Origin of the sequence: Paraglaciecola algarum, from assembly GCF_021532655.1 — a bacterium.
Lineage (GTDB): Bacteria > Pseudomonadota > Gammaproteobacteria > Enterobacterales > Alteromonadaceae > Paraglaciecola > Paraglaciecola algarum.
In genome coordinates this window covers 130,023-153,692 of record NZ_JAKGAS010000003.1, presented here as the reverse complement: position 1 = coordinate 153,692, position 23,670 = coordinate 130,023, and the positions used below count along the sequence as shown (strand labels likewise).

The 23,670-nt window shown below is 40.3% G+C and carries 14 protein-coding genes; 5 read left to right on the top strand and 9 right to left on the bottom strand.

From position 1 onward, the window contains the following. Positions 1 to 405: 405 nt before the first annotated feature. The 3 genes from L0668_RS06865 to lysA form a co-directional block, all read right to left on the bottom strand. Positions 406 to 3,429, bottom strand: coding sequence for a TonB-dependent receptor (locus L0668_RS06865; protein WP_235311353.1), 3,024 nt, complete (start codon positions 3,427 to 3,429; stop codon positions 406 to 408). Further along, complete coding sequence (locus L0668_RS20680; protein WP_268820232.1) at positions 3,426 to 3,557, bottom strand: hypothetical protein; 132 nt, start codon at positions 3,555 to 3,557, stop codon at positions 3,426 to 3,428. The genes L0668_RS06865 and L0668_RS20680 overlap by 4 nt, the downstream gene beginning before the upstream one ends. Before the next feature lie 572 nt (positions 3,558 to 4,129). Next, positions 4,130 to 5,395 carry a diaminopimelate decarboxylase gene (gene lysA / locus L0668_RS06860; protein WP_235311352.1) on the bottom strand — a complete coding sequence of 422 codons (1,266 nt, stop codon included), beginning with the start codon at positions 5,393 to 5,395 and terminating at the stop codon, positions 4,130 to 4,132. 169 nt (positions 5,396 to 5,564) lie between these two features. Between lysA and L0668_RS06855 the strand changes: the two genes are divergently transcribed. Further along, entirely contained in the window at positions 5,565 to 6,278 is a 714-nt protein-coding gene (locus L0668_RS06855) for an N-acetylmuramoyl-L-alanine amidase (protein ID WP_235311351.1), read from the top strand. Between the two features lie 97 nt (positions 6,279 to 6,375). Here L0668_RS06855 and L0668_RS06850 read toward each other — a convergent pair whose 3' ends face one another. From L0668_RS06850 to L0668_RS06825, 6 genes are all read right to left on the bottom strand, one after another. Continuing rightward, entirely contained in the window at positions 6,376 to 7,215 is an 840-nt protein-coding gene (locus tag L0668_RS06850; protein WP_235311350.1) for a hypothetical protein, read from the bottom strand. A 115-nt stretch (positions 7,216 to 7,330) separates the two neighbouring features. Further along, positions 7,331 to 10,072: a hypothetical protein gene (locus L0668_RS06845; RefSeq protein WP_235311349.1), complete on the bottom strand. Its 2,742-nt coding sequence runs from the start codon at positions 10,070 to 10,072 to the stop codon at positions 7,331 to 7,333. A 53-nt stretch (positions 10,073 to 10,125) separates the two neighbouring features. Beyond that, entirely contained in the window at positions 10,126 to 12,150 is a 2,025-nt protein-coding gene (locus tag L0668_RS06840; RefSeq protein WP_235311348.1) for a hypothetical protein, read from the bottom strand. An 86-nt stretch (positions 12,151 to 12,236) separates the two neighbouring features. After that, positions 12,237 to 14,927 (bottom strand): TonB-dependent receptor, encoded by a 2,691-nt coding sequence (locus L0668_RS06835; protein WP_235311347.1) that lies wholly within the window; start codon positions 14,925 to 14,927, stop codon positions 12,237 to 12,239. A 564-nt stretch (positions 14,928 to 15,491) separates the two neighbouring features. After that, entirely contained in the window at positions 15,492 to 16,316 is an 825-nt protein-coding gene (locus tag L0668_RS06830) for a hypothetical protein (RefSeq protein ID WP_235311346.1), read from the bottom strand. An 11-nt stretch (positions 16,317 to 16,327) separates the two neighbouring features. Beyond that, a complete protein-coding gene (locus L0668_RS06825; protein WP_235311345.1) occupies positions 16,328 to 17,386 on the bottom strand; it encodes a S66 peptidase family protein in 1,059 nt (352 codons plus the stop codon). Positions 17,387 to 17,549: 163 nt separating this feature from the next. Between L0668_RS06825 and L0668_RS06820 the strand changes: the two genes are divergently transcribed. From L0668_RS06820 to L0668_RS06805, 4 genes are all read left to right on the top strand, one after another. Further along, the gene (locus tag L0668_RS06820; protein ID WP_235311344.1) at positions 17,550 to 18,551 is read left to right on the top strand and encodes a D-cysteine desulfhydrase family protein; all 1,002 of its coding nucleotides are present in this window, start codon (positions 17,550 to 17,552) and stop codon (positions 18,549 to 18,551) included. Between the two features lie 133 nt (positions 18,552 to 18,684). Continuing rightward, positions 18,685 to 20,055 (top strand): Na+/H+ antiporter NhaC family protein, encoded by a 1,371-nt coding sequence (locus L0668_RS06815; RefSeq protein WP_235311343.1) that lies wholly within the window; start codon positions 18,685 to 18,687, stop codon positions 20,053 to 20,055. Between the two features lie 53 nt (positions 20,056 to 20,108). Further along, positions 20,109 to 21,689, top strand: coding sequence for a serine hydrolase (locus tag L0668_RS06810; protein WP_235311342.1), 1,581 nt, complete (start codon positions 20,109 to 20,111; stop codon positions 21,687 to 21,689). 75 nt (positions 21,690 to 21,764) lie between these two features. Further along, on the top strand, positions 21,765 to 23,639 hold the full coding sequence (locus L0668_RS06805; protein WP_235311341.1) for a glycoside hydrolase family 3 protein: 1,875 nt from the start codon (positions 21,765 to 21,767) through the stop codon (positions 23,637 to 23,639). Positions 23,640 to 23,670: the final 31 nt, after the last annotated feature.

Sequence of the window (23,670 nt, the reverse complement as noted above, 5' to 3'; positions counted from 1 at the left end):
TAACACCTTGGTTAGTTTTATATATAGATAGATGGCGCTATTTCTAAATAGTTAAATACATTTAAGTTGTTGTATTTTAAGGTTTATAGTGGTTTTAAACTTAGTCTAATAAGGTTTGATTGGAAGGCTAGGGGAGGTGTGGATTTTTTGTGAATGAACTCATTATTTGAGCTTACTTACAAATATTTCAATCTTTCTCTATATGAAAGGCTTTACATTTTGTGTTTTAAAATATTCTTAGTTTCAATTTAAGTAGGAATTAAAATTGCTATTTTGTTAGTGGGACTCAATAAATCCCCAGAAAAGATAGTGAAGAAAATAAGCAAAAAGTAATCAAAAAAAATGCCAGTCAGCAGAACTGACTGGCATTTCCCGCAAGGCGGGCATATTACTAACTTTAAGCTGTTAGAAGCTTAAAGATACCGTCGCTTGAATACGGCGAGGATTTTCATGACTACGATACTCACCTAAAGCGTCACTATTGTAACGTGGCTGAGGGTTATAACCTGTTTGCTTGTCAAATACGTTAAACACGTCTAAGCGGAATTTCAAATTATATTTGTCCATAATATCAAAGTCTTGGGTGTAGTTCAGATCCAACTGGAAGTGACTTGGTGTTCTTCTGTTACCACGAGGCTCCAAATAATAGGTACTAGCCCATTGATGTGCCCAAGTATGGCCAGACTGCCAGTAAGCTAAGTAACCTAGTGAAGCATCCCATGGAAGCTGATAAGCACCAAAGCTCTTAACTTGCCAAGTACGATCTGCACGCATTTTTCCATCGGTGAAACTACCCCATAATTGGCCGTACCAGCTATCTGCAATATTCGAAGAGCCAATGAATGTACCTTGGTCGTTACTAAATCGAGTGGTTCCATCTTGGTCGAAATTACCATAGTAGTGACTCCAAACAATCGATGTTGTCGAAAAGAAATTCTCAGATTGGTAGTCAACTTCAGTGCTGGCCTCAATATACTTAGTATAGGCACCATCTAGCTGAGCAATTACGTAAGTACCCTCACCAATTAGGTTGTTTACCGGTATATAAAGCTCTTTGGGTTCAGGTGAATCAAATTGTCCTGCATTTGCTGCCGCCACTAAATCAGGATACAAATCAGTAAAACCATCTACACGGCCTTGGTAGTCTTCTGCATCATAAACAATACGTGAATTGTTGTTAGTATCTTCCCAATAGTTCCAGCTTCTACGATGACGTAAATGGTTGCGGATCGTCCAATTGTTTTGCCATTGCATTTGATGACCAACAATAAATTCTTGCATGGTTCTTGGGCTTAAGTTATCAGCAAACAGTTTACCTGTTGAAGATACATTGGTTTGAGAATCAAGAAAGTTTCCGCTCCCATCAAAGTATACATCGGTCGTACTGCCGCCTGTATTACGATCCCAAGAAGCAGCTCTTGCAAGTGAGCTAACCGCAGGGTTGTATCTGGCAAAACTAACAAAGGCTGAAGCGCTATGGCTGTATTCCCATGTAGCAGTTAAACGTGGTTGGAAAGTCTCACTAAAGCCAACTTTTTTCATTACATATGGCGTTCCACGAGATTCTTCGTAACCAGAGGTAGTGTCGGCCTCACGCAGACCTTGACCAATAAGCTCATCTTGGCTTACCAAGAAGCCAAGATCAAAGATCCAGTCTTGCCAATAAATGGTGTCGTTGACCGCAATTGATTTAGATTTGCTTGCTGAAATAAGTGGGCCAGTTAATCCGCCAGCATTGAAACCACGTGTTTGTACTCTCGCTCGATACATAGTTCCTAGGGGAACTGAGTCACCCGTTGGTGCCACAAGACCGCCTTCTTCACGGTCTAAGCCACCCCAATACGAGATTGCGCCCCAACCATTTGACACACGAGTTAGCTCTTCAGAACCTTCCTCTTCTTGATAACCAATATGAATTTCATGGGTCATAGTATCGGTATCAATAATGTGGTCAAGGGTCATTTCAAAGGTATTGCTCAAATATCTATTGTCGTTCACAGTCGAAGCTGCACCCACACCACCAAGTGCTTCACCGTTTATACCAAATGCTGCGATAAGTGATGCTGCACCTGCATTATACGCGTCTTTAAGTGCTTGTTCTGCAGCGTCAGCGGCTTCCTGTGTTTCAAGAGATGGTACAGAAAAGAAGCCTTGTGACGCTAAGTCACTCACGTTTAATGTGCCCCCAGACTGACCTCTAAACCCAAGATCGTTTATCGGAAATGAACCGGTTGATTGAGTTGTTTCTGCATATGAAATATTGAAGGTTGTATCGTCATTGATCAGCCAAGAGCCATCAAATACTAGAACTTCAAACTCATTTACACCATTCTCTGCAGTTGAAACTGTATCATTGATGCCGATGCTTTGATTAGTTGTTGTTACTTCTGAACTACGATAACTTGCATTGATTAAAATGTCTTCGATTGGTGTCCAGGTAAACTTTCCAAAATATTCTTCACGTTCATTGGTGATATCAGGTAATTGGCCGCGAGCGTTTGTACCACTTTCTTTTGCATCGTCTCTTGTATAATAAGAACCATAAAAGTACAGCTGCTCATCGATAATAGGTCCGCCAACGCCAGCAGTCACAAAACCGATGTCATCTTCTGTGCTTAGACCATCTTTATCTTCTGCTTGCCATGAACCTTTTTGTATACGATAAGTTATATCACCGGTCCATTTATCTGTACCTGATTTACTTTCCGTATTAAGTGTTACCCCAGCATTACGGTTAAAACCAACGGCTCGTGCGCCACCGCGCTCAACAGAAACGTGAGCAACATCGTGAGTGGATGGAGAGGATGCTAAGATACCGAATAAAGGCGTAGCTAAATTAGCACCGTCAAATTTGTAACCATTGTCTTGGCCACTTGAACCAGCACTTGGGCCACGAACACTATCAGACGTCACTTGTACACCTGGCATCATTCGAATTAGCGAGCTGTATTCAACAGCCATAGGTAACTGGGCTAAAGTGTCAGCATTAAGTGAATTACCCAATGCTGCATTGGTTGAGGTGGTTAATTTATTACCATAAACGGCAATTTTTTCAACGTCTGCACCCACTTGAATGTTCAACGGCGTTTTTTGGTCAAGATTTACTACCACATCAACACTTCGAGTGTCACCACTAGCCGAAGTAAATGTTACTTGGTAACTGCCAGGTGGAAGTAGTTGTAAGCGAAAACTACCGTTTGCTTTGGACACTGCAGAACGAGGTTTAGGCAGTACATCACCTTTTGCCTTAATTGAAACATTTTCCAGTGGCATGCCGTCAGGGCCAGTGACCTTACCGACAATTTCCCCCACTTGCTGTGCTGATACATTGACAGTAAACAGAAGCACTGCAAAGAAGGTGAGAATAGATGAGCACCACCTTAGTGTATGCTCGCGGACTAAGCTTTTCGAAGTAAAGTTAGTATTCATTGGAGTACCTCACTTAAGTTGTCCATGGTTGATTCTTGTTGTGTGTTTTCGTTAGTTTGTTGGGCAAAAGCGTATGTGCTTGAAAGCCCAAACATTACTGGCACTAGTGTGGTTTTGTTATATTTCACAGTGCAGTCTCCCCTTAGTTGTTTTTGGTGTTTTGGTTTTATCAACCATTACACCGTATGGTTAGCATAAACATTAAATGTCTTATCGCCAGAAGAGTGCTATTAATTATTATAGTTATTTACTGCAAACACTCTCCCTTATAATCAAATTATCACAACTGACGGGAAAGTAAATAATAAATTATTCCAGTGGTTTTTCATTATTTCTGAATTAACGGAATAAGAGAGATTGATTTTAGTTTGAACTGGTTAAAATATATCCCGCAAAGGGGCGGCAGTGTCAACTTGCCCTTATCCCTAGGTAATACAACTAACTTAGCTTGGTGATGAGATAAGGTTAGTGAAAAGTGGTGTATAGGAAAGCGCCTACAGAATTGAACTAAGGTTAATTACGCCGACTTCGGGTGGATAAAAAATAAATATAAGGGGGTTCTTATATAATCGATGTGAAATGAGAGTCTTGGTATAGGAGCTTTGAAGTAGGGGGAATAAATACTCACTAGATGTTGAAAAGCACTAAATTTTTATTTATAAATAATTAAAGTGATTTAGTGCTAGTAGCCCGTAGACTTCTATACCCAATCCGGAATGATATCTTGCTTAATAACTTCTTCATAACATGGGCGAGATCGAATAATAGTGTATTGATCATCTTTCACCATAACCTCAGGTGCAGCCATTCTGGTATTGTAGGTTGAAGACATAACACTGCCATAAGCGCCACAACTAAGAATAGCAACTAAGTCAGTCGCTTGCATGATTGGCAGTTGTCTATTTTTAGAAAAGGTGTCCCCTGTTTCACAAACTGGGCCAACCACATCATAATAGGCATTCTTATCATTGTGACTATTTATCGGTTTGATTTGATGGTATGCGTCATACATACTGGGTCGAATTAAGTCATTCATACCCGCATCTATAATCAAAAATTGACGCTCTTCGCCTTTTTTTACATAAACTACTTTGGAGACTAATATCCCTGAATTGCCAACTATAGAGCGTCCTGGCTCTACGATAATTTTACACTGTAAGTGACCAAGCTGTTGCTTAACTATTTGGGCGTAATCGTTTTTATTAGGTGGTGTTTCGTCTTCAGCGTAATTGATACCTAAGCCGCCACCAATATCAATAATTGAAATATCATGACCATCTTTTCTTAATACGCTAACAAACTCTGCAACCATACCAAATGCTTGCTTAAATGGCGCTAGGTCGGTTAATTGAGAACCAATGTGCACATCAACACCCTGCACCTTTATGCTAGGTAAAGAAGCCGCATACTGATAGACATCTCTAGCTTTTGTGATCGGAATACCAAATTTATTTTCTGATTTACCGGTAGTGATTTTTGCATGAGTGTTGGCGTTAACATTTGGGTTCACTCTAATAGATATACACGCTATTTTGTCTTGCGCTGTCGCTAGCTCACTAATTAATTGTAACTCAGGCTCAGACTCCACATTAAACTGCAATATATCGTGGTTTAGCGCATAGCTTATTTCAGAGTGGGTTTTAGCGACGCCAGAAAATACAATTTTATTGGCTGGAATACCAGCTTTTAATGCGCGGCGGATTTCACCTTCAGAAACCACATCAGCTCCGGCACCTAGTTTTGCCAAGGATGTCAATATTGCTTGATTAGAGTTTGCCTTAACTGCATAACAAATTAAGGTGTCTAGTTGAGAAAATGCTTGCTCATAATCTAGGTAAGATTCTGAAATAGATGAATAAGAGTAACAATAGAAAGGTGTAGGAATATCTTGGGCAATGGCTGTAATAGATACGTTTTCCATATACATTGCATTTTCTTTATAAAAGATATGAGCTTGTGTTTTCATTACTAAATAATTACTATGATTAAGTTATTGGGGAATAATATATTGCACTCTTAGTTGCTTTCAAGCTTTATTCAGTCTTGATAGGTTATTCCATTTGGAATTGTAAAGTTAAAACGAGTTTCTAAATTTGCGGTAATCGACACTCACTAAGGCCTTCAAAGGAGTTTTTATGCGTTTAATTGTTGCAAGTGTTTGTACAATTTCTTTATTGTTTTTAGTTATGGCATGTTCACCACAAGGTGAGCAGCAAGATAAGGATATGCAATCAAGCTCAGCGTTAGATATTGTACAATGGCCGATTATTTATAATGACAAACGAGAACAGTTGTCACTTGAATATCTAGACACTCGTTATGGAATTGAAGCACAAAAAGCCCAAATAACACCTAAAATGGTGGTGGTGCACTGGACTTCTATTCCCACATTAGAAGATTCATTTAATGCATTTAACTCACCTATGTTGCCTAGTTCGCGGGATAAAATAAGCAGTGCCAGCCAATTAAATGTATCAACTCATTATTTAGTGGATCGTGACGGCACAGTTTACCAATTGCTGCCAAATACCACTTTTGCTCGTCACGTTATTGGCTTAAACCATAGTGCTATTGGGATTGAAAATGTCGGAAATGGCAGTTCGCTACCCTTAACGGCTGAGCAGTTAACTGCAAACATTGCGCTGATTAAACAGCTGAGTCAGGAATTTCCCATTGATTATGTGATTGGTCATTACGAATATAAAAATTTCGTTAATCATCCTTTATGGAAAGAAGTGAACCCGAATTATTTGACTGACAAAACCGACCCCGGTGAAACATTTATTAAGCAAATACGTGCATCGTTAACCGAATTGCGTTTGAAAGACGTTCCAGACTTGCCAAAATAAATTCTACAGTATCATTAGGTCTTGCTACTACTAGTGCAAATTTACCTATGACATCAAAAGTATGTAGCCTAATTTGACCGGCTGAATCCAATAATCGTTACGGATTAACCTCTGTTAATCCAAACTCGGCTTCTAAGATAGCAGATTTAAGGTATTTGGATTTAGCACTGCGTGGTGGAAGGGAATCGGCTAGCGCTTTGTATTGTTCAATGTTATTGGCATGGATAAAATCATCAATGTTTTTAGCTAATTCTTGGGCAAGGTTAAATGCACCAGTTTGCAAATGATTGGTAAATAGTTCGGTAATTGCTGCTTCTAATTCAGGATAACGTTGTAATTCTTCCATGGCTTGTTTCATTAATTTGCCATCATAACTGCTTTGCAAAGCATCAATTAGCACTTTAGCGGACTCAGTATTTGGTGCTTGTTCTTGCATTAAATCTAGCGCGGCTGATTGCACATGGCCGTCTGGATAGGTGAGATAATCTTGGGTTATTTGTGCCGTTTGCTGATCATAATATTGATTGCTGCTGTGTAGTTCGGCGTAGCGTTGTAATTTTTCGCTTAGTTGTTTGGCTAATAAAAAACTACTTGCCCGCGGGTCACTGTCATCAATGGGGCAGCTTGCTGTTTGTTTGCAGTTTCGTAATTCAGCCAGTTCTTGCGTTAAGGTTTCGCGTTGCGCATGAGTCTCAGGTGACAAAGTAGTAGTTTGCCCATTGGATGTCGCGGCTACTGCTGCTGGCGCGGCGTTTGTGATGCTGGAGTTTGTTTGACTCGTTTTAGTTTGGAAAGGGTTATTTGCTTGATTAGACACCGGGCTCATAACATTTTTAGTTAACTCGATATCAGAGCGGATAGGCTCATCTTCAGCCACTACCCAATAAAGCAGGCCAGCAACAGGTATCAATACAAGTGTCCACTTTAGTGACTTCATTGCGCGTCCTTATACAAATATAAATTTAAAAATGATAAAAAGAGCACCTGCTTATTTTTGTGATTAAACAAAAACAAACAGGCCTCCACATCATACTGTGAGATTGGGCTGGGTATCAGCTAAATCTACGGCTACGTATGAATAAACATAATGCTATAAAGGCTAACATCATGTCTAAGCTACCACCTGATGCTAAAGGTCTCACTTCAACCTCTTTATCACCTGTTGTTGGTGGCGTTACCGGTGGTTCTATGGGTGTTGGTTCTGTGTATACCGCCCATTCTGCTAAGGTGTTTTCATTTGCAGACAACATGCCGCCATACATAAAACCCAGTACATTTTGATAGGTCACTTTGTAATAAACACGGTTGTCTTGGCCTTTGATGATGGTCTCTTCAACTTGTACTTCTTTGTCAAAATTAACCAGCGCCTGAACCTTGCCTGATACATCGGTATCATCACGTAAAGCAATGCCGTCGCCTTGGGTGATTTTTAAGGTATCACCTACTTGCGGAATAATGATGCTAGAGGTCGGCAGCATATCATGTTCAACGAGGTAAACATCAGTAGGAGATATTTCAGAGCCTGCATAAATGTATCCTAAGGTATCATTAACACTGACTTTGTAATATTGGTTGTAGACATTTTGACCAAGTGCAACAACATCTAGTATTTGATAAATACCTTCAGCTTCTGTGGTGATCCCCAAATCTGCGCCACCAACCTGTGCATACAGGCTAAGGGCCTGCATAGTTTGGATACTGTCACCGACTTTATGGATATAAGGTACTGTAGCTAAACACTCGTGACGGTCATGGAGCACTTTGGCTTTAGCGGCACTAGTTTCTGAATCGAGTGGTAACACCTCTTCTTCGGTTACACGGTCAAACATGGTGTTTAAACACAAGGCATCAGCCATGTTTTCAACACAATGAAACTCACCTAGCTCCAAAATACAGGTTTCACCCGTGGCAAGACCAAGATAGCGATATTGCCAAAGATCAGCATCTGTAGGCTCTTCAACTATGTCTACTCCACCTATCCAGTCAAAGCTACCTTTACCCAAAACCCAACCAATGTTAGGCGTTTCATCTTTATCTAAATAACGCAAAACTTCGACTTTTAGCCAATCACCATTTTCTTCTAAAAGTTTAACTCTGTCTGCTGGATTCCAAGCATTAGAATAACTGATCACATATTGGCCTTGCGCCGCACCATTTACTGCATCGTGCAACTCTAATACTGTGGCTGCATAGTCTTGTTTTAAAGAGCCAACAGCTTGAGCTTCAGTCCAGGTAATGGTGCCAGCATCTAATACCCAGCCAATAAGTGGAGTTTCAGTGGTATCGTTGAACTTCATTAGCTCAACTTTTGCCCAATCACCGTCTCTGGCTAAAAGTAAAAAGCGATCTGCAGCTTGATAGGCGTTTTCTGGTCCACGGATATATTCCAAACGTGTACCGTCTATGTCATCCAGTAATGAACCTAAAGTACCACTGGTGAGTTCACCAATTTGTTGAGTTAATGACACCGAACCTTCAACCCAGTCAAAGTTGCCATTGTCTGGTACCCAGCCAATTAACGGTGTTTCGCTATTATCGAGGAAACGTAATACTTCAACTTGCACCCAGTTATCACTGCGTTGTAACAACACCACTCGGTCAGCTGGATTCCATGCATTTGAGTAGCTGATCACGTATTCAGATATGAAACTTCCGTCAATATCATCTTGTAATTCCAGTACAGTAGCTGGGAATGATGATTTTAACGACCCCACGGCTTTAACATCTGTCCAAGTGATATTGCCTACATCATGAACCCAACCAATAAGCGGTGTTTCATCGGTAGTGTTGTACTTCATGAGTTCTACTTTTACCCATTCACCATCGCGCTCTAGCTCTAAAAAGCGATCAGCAGCTTGGTAGGCATTTTCTGGACCTCGAATGTATTCAAGTCTTGTACCCTCTTTATTATCTAATAGAGCGCCTAAACTGCCAGTAGATAAGAGTCCAATTCTTAGCTTAGTGCCACCGTCATCGGCAGCATCAATACAAGCCATGTTGTCTTCCATATAACATGTCACATCAAGTGAGGCGCTGGCATTTTTATCTGCAACTAAGGCTTCCCATGCTTTGGCGCTGTAGTTTTGACTAAAATTAGTATCTTGTGTGATAGGACTTTCTTGCCAGCGACACCAGTCGGTCGGTCCGCCGTTGTAGGCTGAGTAGGCTGAGCGAGAGCGTGCTTCCCAGTCATTTTCACCATTGACACAACTTTGGGCCACAGAGTAACGCCAGCCGTTATAGAAAATATCCAAGGCGTAGACCATATTTTCAAAGATCTGCATGCCTTTACCTTCACTGATCGCACTAAAATGCCAACGGTCGTCAATTTGCATCATGCCATGACCATGACCGCTATCACCGCGGATCATTTTAATACGCTCATCTTGATCGTAATTGAGATAGTGACTCCATTTAGTTTCAACGCTGGCTGTTGCCATAACAGCATGTTGCCAAGCTGCTTTTTCGGTGATTGAGGCACTAGGTTTACGAATGTCTAGATAATATTCTGCTGCTTCGCGAATAGTAGGATAAAGAGCTGACATATAACGCTGTCTTTCAGTGTCTTCAGACTCAAAACCATTAAACATAATGTCGTTAAAATGTTGCTTAACAATATCAGGTGAGCCAAAAGGATCGACATCACACCAGGCCGGGATAGTGCCATAATCGAAGGTGGTATTACTCACCTTGTGGGCACATAAATAATACTCTTCGGTATCGACTGCTTGTCCCCAACTTTGTAACGCGGGCAAAGTAAGCATACATACCAAGGTTTTCATTACTTTATTCATCGTTGTCTCCATTTAAACAATGATGGGAGTCTTTAAATAAGGCTCCGTTAATTTTATGCTTTTCTGCTCATACGGCAGACCATTACAATCAGTCCCAGTAGCAATAGTTGCCACCCAGCAGAGCCTCCACGCACAATAGTTTGCGAAGAATCTGAGGTAACAATATTGGGGGTTTCATCTGTAGTTGCAGGCTCACTGCTGGCACTCAAATCAGCATTAAGTGCTAACTGTGGTGTTAAAGTACCGCCATAAACCACGCCATCTATACCTTTACGATGAATGTGATAGTAAACTTGATTGGTATCACCTAATACTTCGGTGTGTTCGATAGTAATAATGGTATTGTTTGGAATAGTAAGGGTGACAGCACCACCGACTTCCGCCAACATACTCAGACCTTCTTCTGAATCTACTTTGAATTGGCTACCAGTAGTCAAAATGACGGGATTAGCGGCAAGGCTGTCTGTCGCTTCGGTATATTCTGCATAGGTATTAATATCACCTGCAAAGAAATACCCCGTAACAGCTGGAATATCCACCCCATCTTCACCTTCATTGACTGGTTCAGCGGTATAAGCAGCCGCCAGTAAAACTTTGTAATAGCGATTTATTTGGTACTTGGTATCTGCTACCACATCTAATATCTGATAAATTTTACCCACTTCAGTCGTACCCACCATGTCGCCACCAATAGTGTTATAAACGGGTAGCTCTTGCAGTACTTTGAGGTTGTCTCCTACCACCATAATGCTGTTAACATTAGTCAAACAACTATGTCTGTCATAAACCATTTTTGACTGTGAACTTGATTGTGCAGCAGTTAATTGGAATGCATTTGGCTCAACAACTTGATCCAATTTTTCTAACAAACAAAGGGCATCTTTGCTTTGTGTAACACAATGGAATTCACCATTGTTATGCAAACATGTTTCTCCGCTGTCTAACACTAGTTGTTTATAAGCAAATAGTATGTCGTTGGCTGGAGGAGGTGGTTCAAAACCATCCCACGTAATCGCGTATTCCAGTGTCCAGCAGGTATTTACCAAGCCAGAATATTCAAAGGATACTTGCGCCCAGTCACCTTGACGCGCAATTAGGGTTAAAATACTGGCCGTTGCCCACGGGTTGGTAGTTGTACGTATCCATTCAACATTACTCGCATCGGCATTCGGTTCACCGCGACAAGCAGCAATGGTATTTGGGTTACCATCAAAGCTTTCACCAATAATTTTTCCGATACTGCCAATATCCGCTTTAGGCGCTGGTAAGGGGCCTAAAGGCACACAACCTTCTTCGCCGGCGATATAACAGGCCGCATCAACTACGGCATCAGCATTGGGATCAGTGACATGGCTCAACCAATCTTGATTTTGCCAGGCACTTGCAAAAGCATGGTCGAGTGCTTGCCATTGGTTATCTGTGGCTTCAAAACGGCACCCTTGCTCAGTACCACCGCTATAAACGGCATAGGAAAACTTAGCTCTATGGGATAAATCTGTCTCAGTCGCCGCACAACTGGCACTATCATAGGCTATCCAACCAGCATATAAACTGTCTAATGCAAAGCTCAGGTTTTGAAACAAGTTCCAACCTTTGCCAGCTTCGATATCACTGAAGTGTTCACGATCGTCCACTTGCATCAAACCATGACCATGGCCGTTATTACCACGGGACATTTTTAGACGGCTATCAGAACCCATACGATAATGAGTCCAATAAGACTGTTGTTGGGCAACGGCCATTACAGTATTTTGCCATGCCGCTAATTCGTCAGCACTGACTTGAGCTTGTCGCTGATTGATGTAATAACTGGCAGCATCACGTAATACCGGATAAAGAGTATCGACGTAGCTTGCGCTATCACTGTTTAGATCGTCATATATTAAAGACGAAAACTTTTGTTCTACAAACTCCACATCACCAAAGGGATCAACATCACAAGCATGATGAGTTTGCCCAAAAGTTGCTGTACTTCCCTCTACACGATGGCCACAAAGATAATTATCTTCGGTATCCGCCATGGCGGGTAGCAATGGATAGGCTATTAATCCAAGCAGTGCCATTTTTATACACTTCATATTATTTACTCCATTTTCATCTGTTTCGATTGACAGATGTCTCAAGCATTAATTCGGTTATGTTTTAGAAACGATGTCTTCATCGTTTAGAATTTCATTTGCACACCGGCTCGAAACTTACGGCCATTTTCAAAAGTACCTAGATGTCGGTAATATTCACCGGCATAACGACTTTGTACTTCGTCGGTTAAGTTAATTGCCTGTAATACCAAAGAGGTATTGTTGCCAAAGCGGTAACTGAAGGTCGCGTCATATCGCTCGCTACCGTCAACATATACGTCATTACCTCGACTATTGAACAAGAAGTACTCAGAACGATAGTTGTAGGCGATTCTGGTGCTAATCGGGCCTTTTTCGTAATACACGGTTAAGTTGTAAGTATCTTCAGAGTTTCCTGGAATGATGTCACCAGACTCGGTGGATGAGTTTGAATAGGTATAATTAGTATTAACACCAAAGCCATAAAACAGATCTTGTTGATAATTCAACTCAAACCCGACGTTTTTGCCACCTGAACCATTAGATTTAAGGTTAATGACATATTCTTGGTCAGCATTACTTGGTTGGTGATAATGAGTTTCAATGACTTCTTCAGAGGTCAAATAGGATTCGATATTTTTGTAGAATATCGCTGCATTAAAGCCTCCAGTTTTGTTGATATACCATTCCCAGGATAAATCATATTGAGTAGCACGATAGGGGTCCAAGTCTGGGTTGCCACCAACCCCGGTCAATTGAGATTCGTTCAAACCACGGTAGCCAGATAAGTTGCCATAACCTGGGCGAGACATGACTTTAGCAGCCGAAAAGCGCAGTACTACTTCAGGGCTAACGTTGTAAGATAGGTTTACACTAGGCAGTACATCAGTATAAGTTTTACTGTGAGTTATCCATTGTTTTTCAGCTGGATCTAGATAAGGGCCGTAGTAGGTCCAAGACGAGCTATCAAGGTCGGTTTTAACGTAACGTAAACCAAGGTTGCCGCGTAATTCTTCATAGCTAAAATCGGCGCGCATGTAACTGGCCATGATTTGTTCTTCAATATCAAATTCAGCGGTTAACAGCGGAATAATATTAAAACGGTCTCTATTGGCCACAAACTGTTCTTCCAAAGCATCAAAATCTAGGAAGTGGAAGTCTGTAATTGAACCTGGCAATGCGCTATTTTCCATAAAGTTTTCTGGAGCTGGGCCAGCATCAAAATCAGCTAATGAAGCTTCACCCTCAACTACTAACTCATCGTAATAACTGATGTCATATCCATCGGTGATCGTTTTTGAACCGTACAAGTTAGCTCGTTGTGATTTCATGTGATCACGAAATTTTCCGCCTACTTTAATGGAAGTCAGTACATCGCCATTTAGGTGGTATTCATAATCAACTTGGGCATAGGTTTCGTCATCATGCTGAGGGCGATCGTACAAACTCATCAAACGTAAACGGAATTCATCCGTATCATGAACACTGATATCCAACAACTCCATTTGCGGAATACCTTGGGTATTATTGATAGCAAGTGCAGTGTCGGCAAAAAATGCAGTGGCAAATTCAAGTCGGTTACCACCGTTAGCTTCGGTGTAACCAACTTGTCCATCTAAAGAGTAATTGTCACCTTCGTATTCAACCTTAAGATCATAGTGTTCGGTCTTAAAAAACGCCTTACGATTACGGGTATCAAATTGAACTTCGGCATCTTCAGATGGGCTGCCACTTTCTATTTCAGGGAGCACCATAGCCAACACTGTGTCGCCATTAACTTGATCAAATACCACATTTTGTGGCTCTGAACCTAAGCCAATGCTTTGCCCCACCATGCCATAAAAGGCTTGACTCACGTTGTTTGCATCCATTCGAGAATACAGTGCATTAAACACCACATTCATGCGTTCACTAGGCAGCCATTGCAACGTTAACATGCCACTTTCACGCTCACGAGTTTGGGTAAAATGATCAGAGCCCACTAAACTGGGGTACCACACATCTTGTTTACCCCCAATGTCTCCCTGAGCCCAAGTATAGGTCTGCATAGCGTCACGGCGGATTTGGTTATCTTGCTTGGCCAACGTAACCAAAGCGCCCCAAGTAGAATCTTGGTTTTTAAAGGAATACAAGGCTTCGACTTGTGGATCCCATTGTTCAGACAAGTCATTATATTGCCCTTTCAAGGCGAAGGAACCGCTATTGGTTTCCATTTCTAATGGCTTACGAGTTTTCATAAAGACTGTGCCACCTATTGAGCCTTCATCAATATCAGCTGTTGGACTTTTATGTACTTCCAGCTGTTTAACCATAACCGATGGAATCAAAGTGTAGTTGAACTCTCTTTTGCCTAGTGACAAAGCATTCCAGTCTGATGTGGCGACATTCTGACCATTGAGTAATGTACGATTAAGGCCAGGAGCTGTGCCACGAATACTAACACTTTCAGCTTCACCAAAATTACTCTCAACTTGAACTCCACTTATCCTTGCTAAGGCATCGGCTACATTTTGATCTGGAAACTTACCAATATCCTCAGCTGATATGGCGTCCATCACAACATCTGCATATCGCTTAATATTGAGATTTTTTTGTAAACTGGCGGCATAGCCTTTTACTTCTAAAATCTCAAGCTCTTCTTGTTTTTGTTTATTGGTTTTGGTTTTTTCAATAACTTGCGTTGAATCTTTGGGCTCCAACGCTTGATCTTGAGCGTAGACAGTTCCTAAAGAATTAGTCCCTATTAATAGGGCGGTTTTGACAGCGAGCGCTGTTTTCACCAACTTAACTTTCGACATAAAATGTCCTTCTGTTGTCAGTTTTCCCTTACCACAAAAAAAGGGAACTAGGTTGAAATGATGAGCTTCCAATGTATTTGTTAAATACTTTTAGCACATGGAATAATTAATGGCAATGGTGGCGTGTAAAATAAAATAATTTATTCCATGGTGTGTTGATGTTAAGAACAAGGGCGCTTAAGTTTTTATCAATACTTTTCGTCAGCTGGTTTTAAGAAAGTGTGATTTGAGGGTGACCTACAGTCAAAGTAATAGTAAGTCGCGAAAATAATTAAACAATACCAGTTGGTATAAATAAGTTACCACTCAGAATGCATCCAGCGGATTTTGATTAAGCCCTTTTAGAACCTAGCTGAGAGGCCAATTATTTATGCTGGTTGGTATAAATATTATTCAATATTTGTGTGTGATGAGCACAGAACGTGCACATTAAGTACAGATATTTATGATTGAAATACAATGTTTCGTTTACCACCTAGCTGAGTTAGGTAAGGTAAACCTTATTGTTTTAACTTGTTAGGTGAACAAGACAAGTTAGCTCCTTATTTTTCCTTGGTAATCACACTAATTTGCCGTGTTTTGCTCAAGTAGTGAAAAGGTAAAGTCCACCATTTGTTTTTGTACAGCTAAATGATTTTCACCAAAACCTTCAGTCACACGTTCTGCTTCAATATTGATATAACGATAACCTTGCATTTCGGCGTATACAGACAAAGATCCATCATCTTCCTCTGGATCATGGGCCACCTTAGGGTTTTGTAATACCGCATTCCAGCCAAGTGATTGCATGGTGCTAAAGTCATGTTTATCTGTGACAAAATACAGGTCGTCTTCATCATGTTGGCCACTTGCGACATCAATTAGATACTGCGCACCAGAGCTTAATTTAGTTTGATAACGCTCAATGGATACATTGCCAATCCCTTGTTTACCGTCGCCTTCATAACCATTACTATTATTGTGCATGGCGATAAGGGTTTTTGGTGGTTGTTTTCCACTAAGTGTATCCAGCACAAATTCACTTAACTTTTTTGCGCGCTGTTCAGCTTTTTGGATTGACAAAGGATCGCTAGCAAGCTCTGGATTTAACTTATTAATACTGGCGAACCTGCCTGTTTGGGTAAACATTCTATTCGGATCGATTTTGATTTTGTGGTTATCAATTTCTAGGGTGACGGTTCTTTTTCCAGCTTGCTTGAGCACCACAAACACCCCCCCTTTTTCTATGATTTTTTGCGCTACGTAATCATTGGAAACATGTTCGTTTTCATGGGGAGCAAAAAAAGCCCAGTGCTTGGAGTCATTACTATTACCTACTACCTCTAGTTGAATATTAGGCTGCTGTTGAAATGTCAATATACTCGACATGCTAAAGAGTAAAGTAAACATATTAAAAACTCCTAGCTAACCGCAGCTTCATTTAACACCAAGCGTTTGTTGGTGGCATCTAGGGTTGCCATTGCACCAACTGGAATGGTCGACATATCGCTTATGTGACCAATCATCACACCTTTTAAGACAGGAATATTTAAGTCACCTAATCGATCTTTGATGACTTCTTCAATACTTAAGGAATCACCGCTAGCCGTGCAGTCGGTACATTTACCAAACACTATACCTGCCAATTTGTTTAATCGGCCTGCTATTTTTAAGTGAGTTAACATGCCATCAACACGGTATGGGGCTTCTTCTACATCTTCTAGAAATAATATTTTATCGCTGTAATCTGGTTCAAATGGCGTACCGACAAGTTTCACCATAAGTGAAAGGTTGCCGCCAATTAACCGGCCTTTAGCCACTCCTTTGGTGACTAAAGTTAAGCGGTTCTTTTTCTCAGCTTGGCCTTCTTTTGCTTCAAATAAAGGTGGTGTGCCAAGATCTATATTCGCTTGAGGTGTAAAAAGCACATCTTTAAAACCTTGTAATGTGTATTCACTAAAATTTTGCTTGGCAATAGGGCCATGAAAAGTGATTAACCCTGTTTTTGCATAAATGGCGTTTAATAGGGCTGTTATATCGCTATATCCAATTAGGGCTTTAGGATTGGCTGCAATCAGATCATAATCTAAATAGGGTAAAATCCGCGGCGAGCCATAACCCCCACGCAGGCAAAAAATACCGTCAACGTCTTTATCTTGGAACATATTATTAATGTCCCATGCGCGATCTTTGTCATTTCCAGCCAAGTAGCCGCGACGTTGAAAAATGTACTTACCTTGTTTTACTTTAAAGCCAAATGATTTTAATACATCTATAGCAAAATGGATTTCTTGGTCTTCCCAAGTGTTGCTACTCGGAGTAATCAAACCTATGGTATGCCCGGCTTTCAAGCGTTTGGGCTTCATTGGTAATGCTGTGTTTGTTAAGTTTGTTTGCTCGGCGTTCGCTATATTGGGTAAAAGGGTTGTTGCGATTGCAGAACTAATTAATGCTTTAATAAAGGCCCGTCTATCATTCATATTTATCACTTACAATTATTCCTACTGTGTTTTTAACATAACAAAGTAAGGAATTTCAGGAAACAATAATTATTACTGAATTTGTATATTTTAGGAATTTTATAGTATTTAATGAACAATATGTTTGTAGATAAATACCACTTCTAAAGCTAAGGTTCCATACATGTCAAACTTAAACGCTATTCCTCGAGTTGTAATATCGCACAGTCCTACTGTATTAGAGACCATGCCTAATTTATCTAGCATTTTAAACAGAAACTTATATGTAAAGCGTGACGACTGTACTGGTTTAGCCGGAGGTGGTAACAAAACCCGAAAACTCGAATATTTAGTGGCAGCAGCATTGGCCACTAACGCTGATACCTTGTTGACTATTGGCGGCATCCAATCAAATCATGCCCGTCAAACTGCTGCGGCTGCCGCTAAATTTGGTCTAAGTTGTGAGCTAGTGTTGGAGGACGTAAAAGGTACGCCTAAAATTGATTATCATCAAAATGGAAATATTTTATTAGACAAGGTGCTAGGAGCTAAGATCCACTGTGTGTCTGATGATGTGAATAGTAATGAATACGCCTTGGAGCTGGTTAAGCGACTTAAGCAAGAAGGGCGTAAACCTTATTTGATCCCTGTTGGGGGATCAAGTGAAATTGGCAGTTTAGGTTATGTACAATGTGCTCAAGAGATTGTTAGCCAAATTAAACAGCAAGCTCTTGTGCTTGATCATATAGTGCTTGCAACGGGCAGTGCCGGCACCCAAGCAGGTTTGTTAGCTGGACTGATATTAGCTGGAATAGATATTCCAGTTATGGGGATTTGTGTCAGTAGACCTGCTGCCGAACAAGTGGCTTTAGTAACAGTATTATTAGAGAAAACCTTAATTTTACTAGGCCTAGATAAAAAATTAGCTAAAGGTAAAGTTTTTGCTAATGGAGACTATTATGGTGAAGGTTACGGTATTCCGACTAATGAAACGATTGAAGCCATAACCCTTAGCGCTCAACACGAAGGAGTCATTTTGGATCCTGTCTATACCGGAAAAGGTATGGCTGGCCTGATAGATCTGTGTCGACAAGGGGTTTTCCATGAAGATAGCAATATACTCTTTATTCACACGGGTGGCAGCCAAGGGCTATTCGCTTATCAAGAAATATTCAATCACAGCTAATACCAATTAACGAGCGTATTTTGCGCAAGAACTACATAGTAATAAATAATTACCAATTATTTTTATTTGTTGAATATTATATTTTTATTTGTCAGTATGCTTAGGTTAATAATATTTATGTAAAGGGTTGAATATGGAATGGTATTCGTTGTTACCACCAATTGTTGCTGTAGTCATAGTGTTATGGAAAAAAGAAGTTATTTTAGCCTTATTGCTGGCTATTTTCAGCTCTGAACTTTTATTGTCTGACACTAGTGCTGGCATGGTTTTTAATGGCGCCGTGGCAACCCTAGAACGAATTGTGACTATTTTAAATTCACCTGGCAATACTCGTATCCTGATGTTTAGTTTAATCATAGGTGCAGTATTAGCCTACATGCGCCACTCTGGCGGTGTAACCGCTATGGTTGAATACGTTATTTCTAAAGGTTTAGGCAAAAATAAACGGCAAGTAGCCTTTATGGCTAACTTCACAGGCATGGCCATTTTTATTGAAAGTAACTTGTCTATTTTAACTGCAGGTATCGTCTCTAGAGGTTTGTTTGATCGTTATAAAATGAGCCGAGCTAAGTTGGCTTATATTATCGACAGTAGCGCCGCACCTATTTGTATTCTAGTGTTATTAAATGGTTGGGGCGCTTTTGTTTTAGGTTTATTAAGTAACTATGACTTAGAACAAAGTGCCGCTGAAATTATGTGGGGTACCATTCTCTTAAACTTCTACCCAATCATAGCGTTAATCATGGTCTGGTATACGGCCTTCACTGGCAATTTACATGGCCCATTAGCCCGTGCTGAATCAAAGGTTGAAACTGAGTTAACCCACAAACACGAATTTGTCCCTACAAAAGCTAGATTTATGATTGTTCCTTTGTTGACTATGGTGCTTGGGATGATCGGTTTTATGTTTTGGACCGGAAACGGCACATTAGCCAATGGAAGTGGTTCTAAGTCGGTATTGTATGCAACAGTAAGTGCATGTTTAGTTGCCTACACCATGCTGTTGTCGAGCAAAAAGTTTACTCATCATCAACTGGTTAAAATTGGCTTTAACGGTATGGGAGAATTACTACCGTTAGTCAGTATTGTACTTTTGTCATTAACTCTAGGCGCTAGTTTAAAAGTGCTTGGTACTGGTGTGTATGTTGCGCAAATTGTGGGTGATTCATTACCTATATTTATGATTGCACCTATGTTGTTTTTAGCTGGGGCTTTTATTGCTTTTTCTACTGGTACCTCTTGGGGAACCTTTGCTATTTTGATCCCGATTGGTGTGCCTCTAATTCAAGCACTAGAGCTACCTCCTTCTTTTATCATAGCAGCCATACTAGGCGGTGGAGTATTTGGTGATCATTGTTCACCTATATCAGATACAACAGCAGTTTCTGCCTTAGCTTCGGGTTGTGAATTATTAGAGCATGTGAAAACCCAATTGCCTTATGCATTGTTCGGCGGGGCATTAACGCTAATCCTTTATACGTTTTACGGTATTGCTTTTTTATAAAGCGCTGGATTATGGTTTTTTAATATCTAAACGTTATCTATAGGTTGTTATTTATGAAAATTTTATCGCTTATTTTTGCCTGTGCTTGTTTGCCCATATCACAAACTTCATTTGCCCAAAAACCATATTTTAGTGAACATAAAGTAGACCAGTTAGTACAACAAACACTGGCCACATTTAAAGTACCGGGAGCGGCTATAGGTGTGATAAAAGACGGCAAAATTTTATTGAATAAAGGTTATGGCCTTCAAGCTATTAATCAGCCAGATCTTGTTGATCAAGATACCTTATTTAAAATAGCGTCTACCACCAAAGCATTTAATAGTGCAGCTTTGGCGATATTAATTGACCAAGGCAAACTCAGTTGGGACAGTAAAGTGGTGGACTTTCTGCCTAATTTTGCTCTGTATGACGATTGGGTAACAAAAGAGTTTACCGTGGCTGACTTGTTAACTCACCGTAGTGGTTTGGCGCGCTTTGCAGGCGATTTAATGCTGTGGCCTGAACCTGCGGGTTTTAGTCGTGAAGAAATCATTAACAACTTAAAGTTTTTAAAGCCTGCTTCTGGATTTAGAAGTGAATACGCCTACGATAATTTACTGTATATCGTGGCTGGCGAAGTAGTGGCTAAAATTACAGGTATGTCTTGGGAAGAGTTTGTTGAACAAAACATTATGGCTCCTTTAGGTATGCAGCGTTGTTTTGCTGGGCCCGTACCTCAACAACAGATGACAAATATTGCTCAGCCTCATAGTGTAATTAATAACAAAATTGAAATTGTAAAACGTAATCAAACTTATCATAAATCTAGTGTGATGGCGGCTGCAGGAGGGATTAAATGTAGTGTGAGTGACTTATTGACTTGGGTTGACACTCAGTTAAATAAAGGTATTTCCGCTAAAGGTGTCAGGCTCTTTAGTGAGGAACAAAGTGCTACCATGTGGTCGCCGCATACTATTTTATCTGTGTATGACGATGAAAAAAAATACCACAACACAAATTTTAAATCTTATGGTTTAGGTTGGGGGTTAGCTGATATGCATGGCTATAAGCGAGTATCCCATACAGGCACGTTATCTGGAAACTTAGCTTATATCACCTTAATTCCTGAACTTGACCTAGGCGTTATCGTACTCATCAATCAAAGTTCGTATTATGCACGCAGTACCCTTATGCACAGCATAGTGCAAATGTTTATGGATGTTCAACAACAAGATTGGTTGGCAATTCAGCTGTCGAAACAGCAAGAAAGGCAAGCACAACGGATTGCAGAAAATGCCGCTAAATCTATCTCAAATACCAAACCGCAAAGAGCTAAAGTACTTTTACCTTTAACTGCCTATGCTGGTATTTATCAAGATCCTTGGTTTGGACGAGTAAAGGTTTCCCTCAAAAATGGTCAACTTAGATTTCAATCCTTAAAATCAAAAAAATTGTTAGGTGACATGTTAGAACACCAAGGGCATGAGTTTGTTGTTTGGTACGACGATAGAAGTTTAGAAGGTGATGCAATCGCACGTTTTAACACAGATGAAAAGGGTAATGTCATTGGTCTAATGATGGAGCGCTTGCATGATGATATCGATGCTAGTTTTGACTATGACGACTTGAATTTTAGTCGTATTAACCAGTAGTTAAAATTGCCTAATGCAAAGCAATACCCACACTTTTTAAAGTTTCACAATAAAAAACAGTAATTACGAGGAAATATGTTAAATCGAATTAAGAGTAAATTATTTTTAGGGTTTATGTTAGTTGTTTTTGTCGCCCTTATTGTCTGGTATTCGGCTCCTCCATCGCGGGAGGTTATTGCACAGAAAATAGCGCAAAAAATAATGCTCGATATTCGTTATTATTGTGCTGATTTAACTGAGCATGTGGAATTTACATACGAAAATAGATGCATTACGCCAGTCAACGAATTACCTGATGATTTAAAAGATTTAATCCGTGATACCTCATTAGGCTCAATTATTTTATTTGCTGAAAACTTTACTGATATTAAACAGACCATTCAATTAACCCAAGAGTTACAGCAAGCTGCATTATCGTCTAAAAGCGGCCAACCTTTGTTGATCTCTGTTGATCAAGAAGGTGGAAGAGTGGTGCGTTTACCCCGTGAACTTGCTACCTCTTTTACCGGCAATATGGCAATAGGCGCGACCTATGAAAATCATGGGACTAAGTATGCAAGGGTCGTAGGCGAGGTGATTGGTTCTGAGCTGGCCGCGTTAGGGGTGAATGTCAATCACTCGCCTAATGTTGACGTCAATATTAATCCCAACAACCCTGTGATTAATGTGCGATCTTTTGGCGAAAATCCAAATGTGGTCGCCCAGTTAGGTGCTGCTATGCTTGAAGGCCTGCAAGCAAAAGGGGTAATAGGTACCTTAAAACATTTTCCTGGTCATGGCGATACGGATACCGATAGTCATACGGGATTACCTAAAGTAAACCATAGTTTTGAGACAGTGGAATCAGTGGACTTATTACCTTTCCAATATGCCATTGATAATAGTGATGTGAAAATGATCATGACGGCTCATATTCAGTACCCTGCGTTAGATGACAGTGAATTAATTAATCGACACGGCGAGAGTATGTTGAAACCGGCTACCTTGTCTAAAAAGATCTTAACGGACTTGCTAAGAGAACGTATGGGATTTGACGGTGTTGTTATTACCGATGCATTAAATATGGCAGGTGTTGCCGATTTTTTCACCCAAGAAGAAGCCGTTATCCAGACCTTTAATGCAGGGGCTGACATTGCCATGATGCCTATGAGTATTAGGCAACCATCAGATATTCCCAAATTTAAAGCATTGCTCGAATTATTAGTGGATAAAGTCATATCTGGAGAGTTATCTCTGGGGCAAATAGAAGATTCAGCAGCCAGAGTGAGTCAATTAAAACAAGAGTTAGATCTGTCTACCGAGACAGTTGCAACCAAACTTGCCCTGGCAAATACTATTTTATCCTCAACAGAGCACCGCCTTGAGGAAAAGGCATTAGCCGACCAATCTATTGTTGAGATCAAAGCGAATCAAGCGATCCCAAAACAAATTATGCAAGCCAAAAAATTACATTTAGTGTTTCCAAAAGAAGATCAGGCGAAGGCGATGAGTTACGCTTTAAATAATATTTCTCTGAAATTAGGCAATCAGCCTTGGGAGATCACAAGTTCTAGCCTAAGGGATATAGATTTATTAACCACTTTTGAACAAATTGACGATAGCGACTTGGTGATTGTTGCTAGTGATAGCCAAGAAACGGCTGTGGAGTTAGGTCAGGCTGTCGATGTTATTGCAGGTCAGGAAATCAATAATAAGAGTAACGCTGACTTGTCGCTGACTATCTTAAAGTATGCAAAACAAAATGGCTTAACGAGTATTTTTGTTTCTTTGAAAGCGCCTTATCAATTGGATAAATTTAATCAAAGTGCCGACTGGGTATTAGCAAGTTTTGATGGGAAGACATATCAAGCACTTGGTTCAACCGGACATACTGGGCCCGCTTTTAATAGTTTAGCTGAAATCATTACCGGACAAATTAAAGCGACTGGGAATTTACCTATATCTATTTGATTATTTTGCTTAGGCTATCAGTAATAAACTT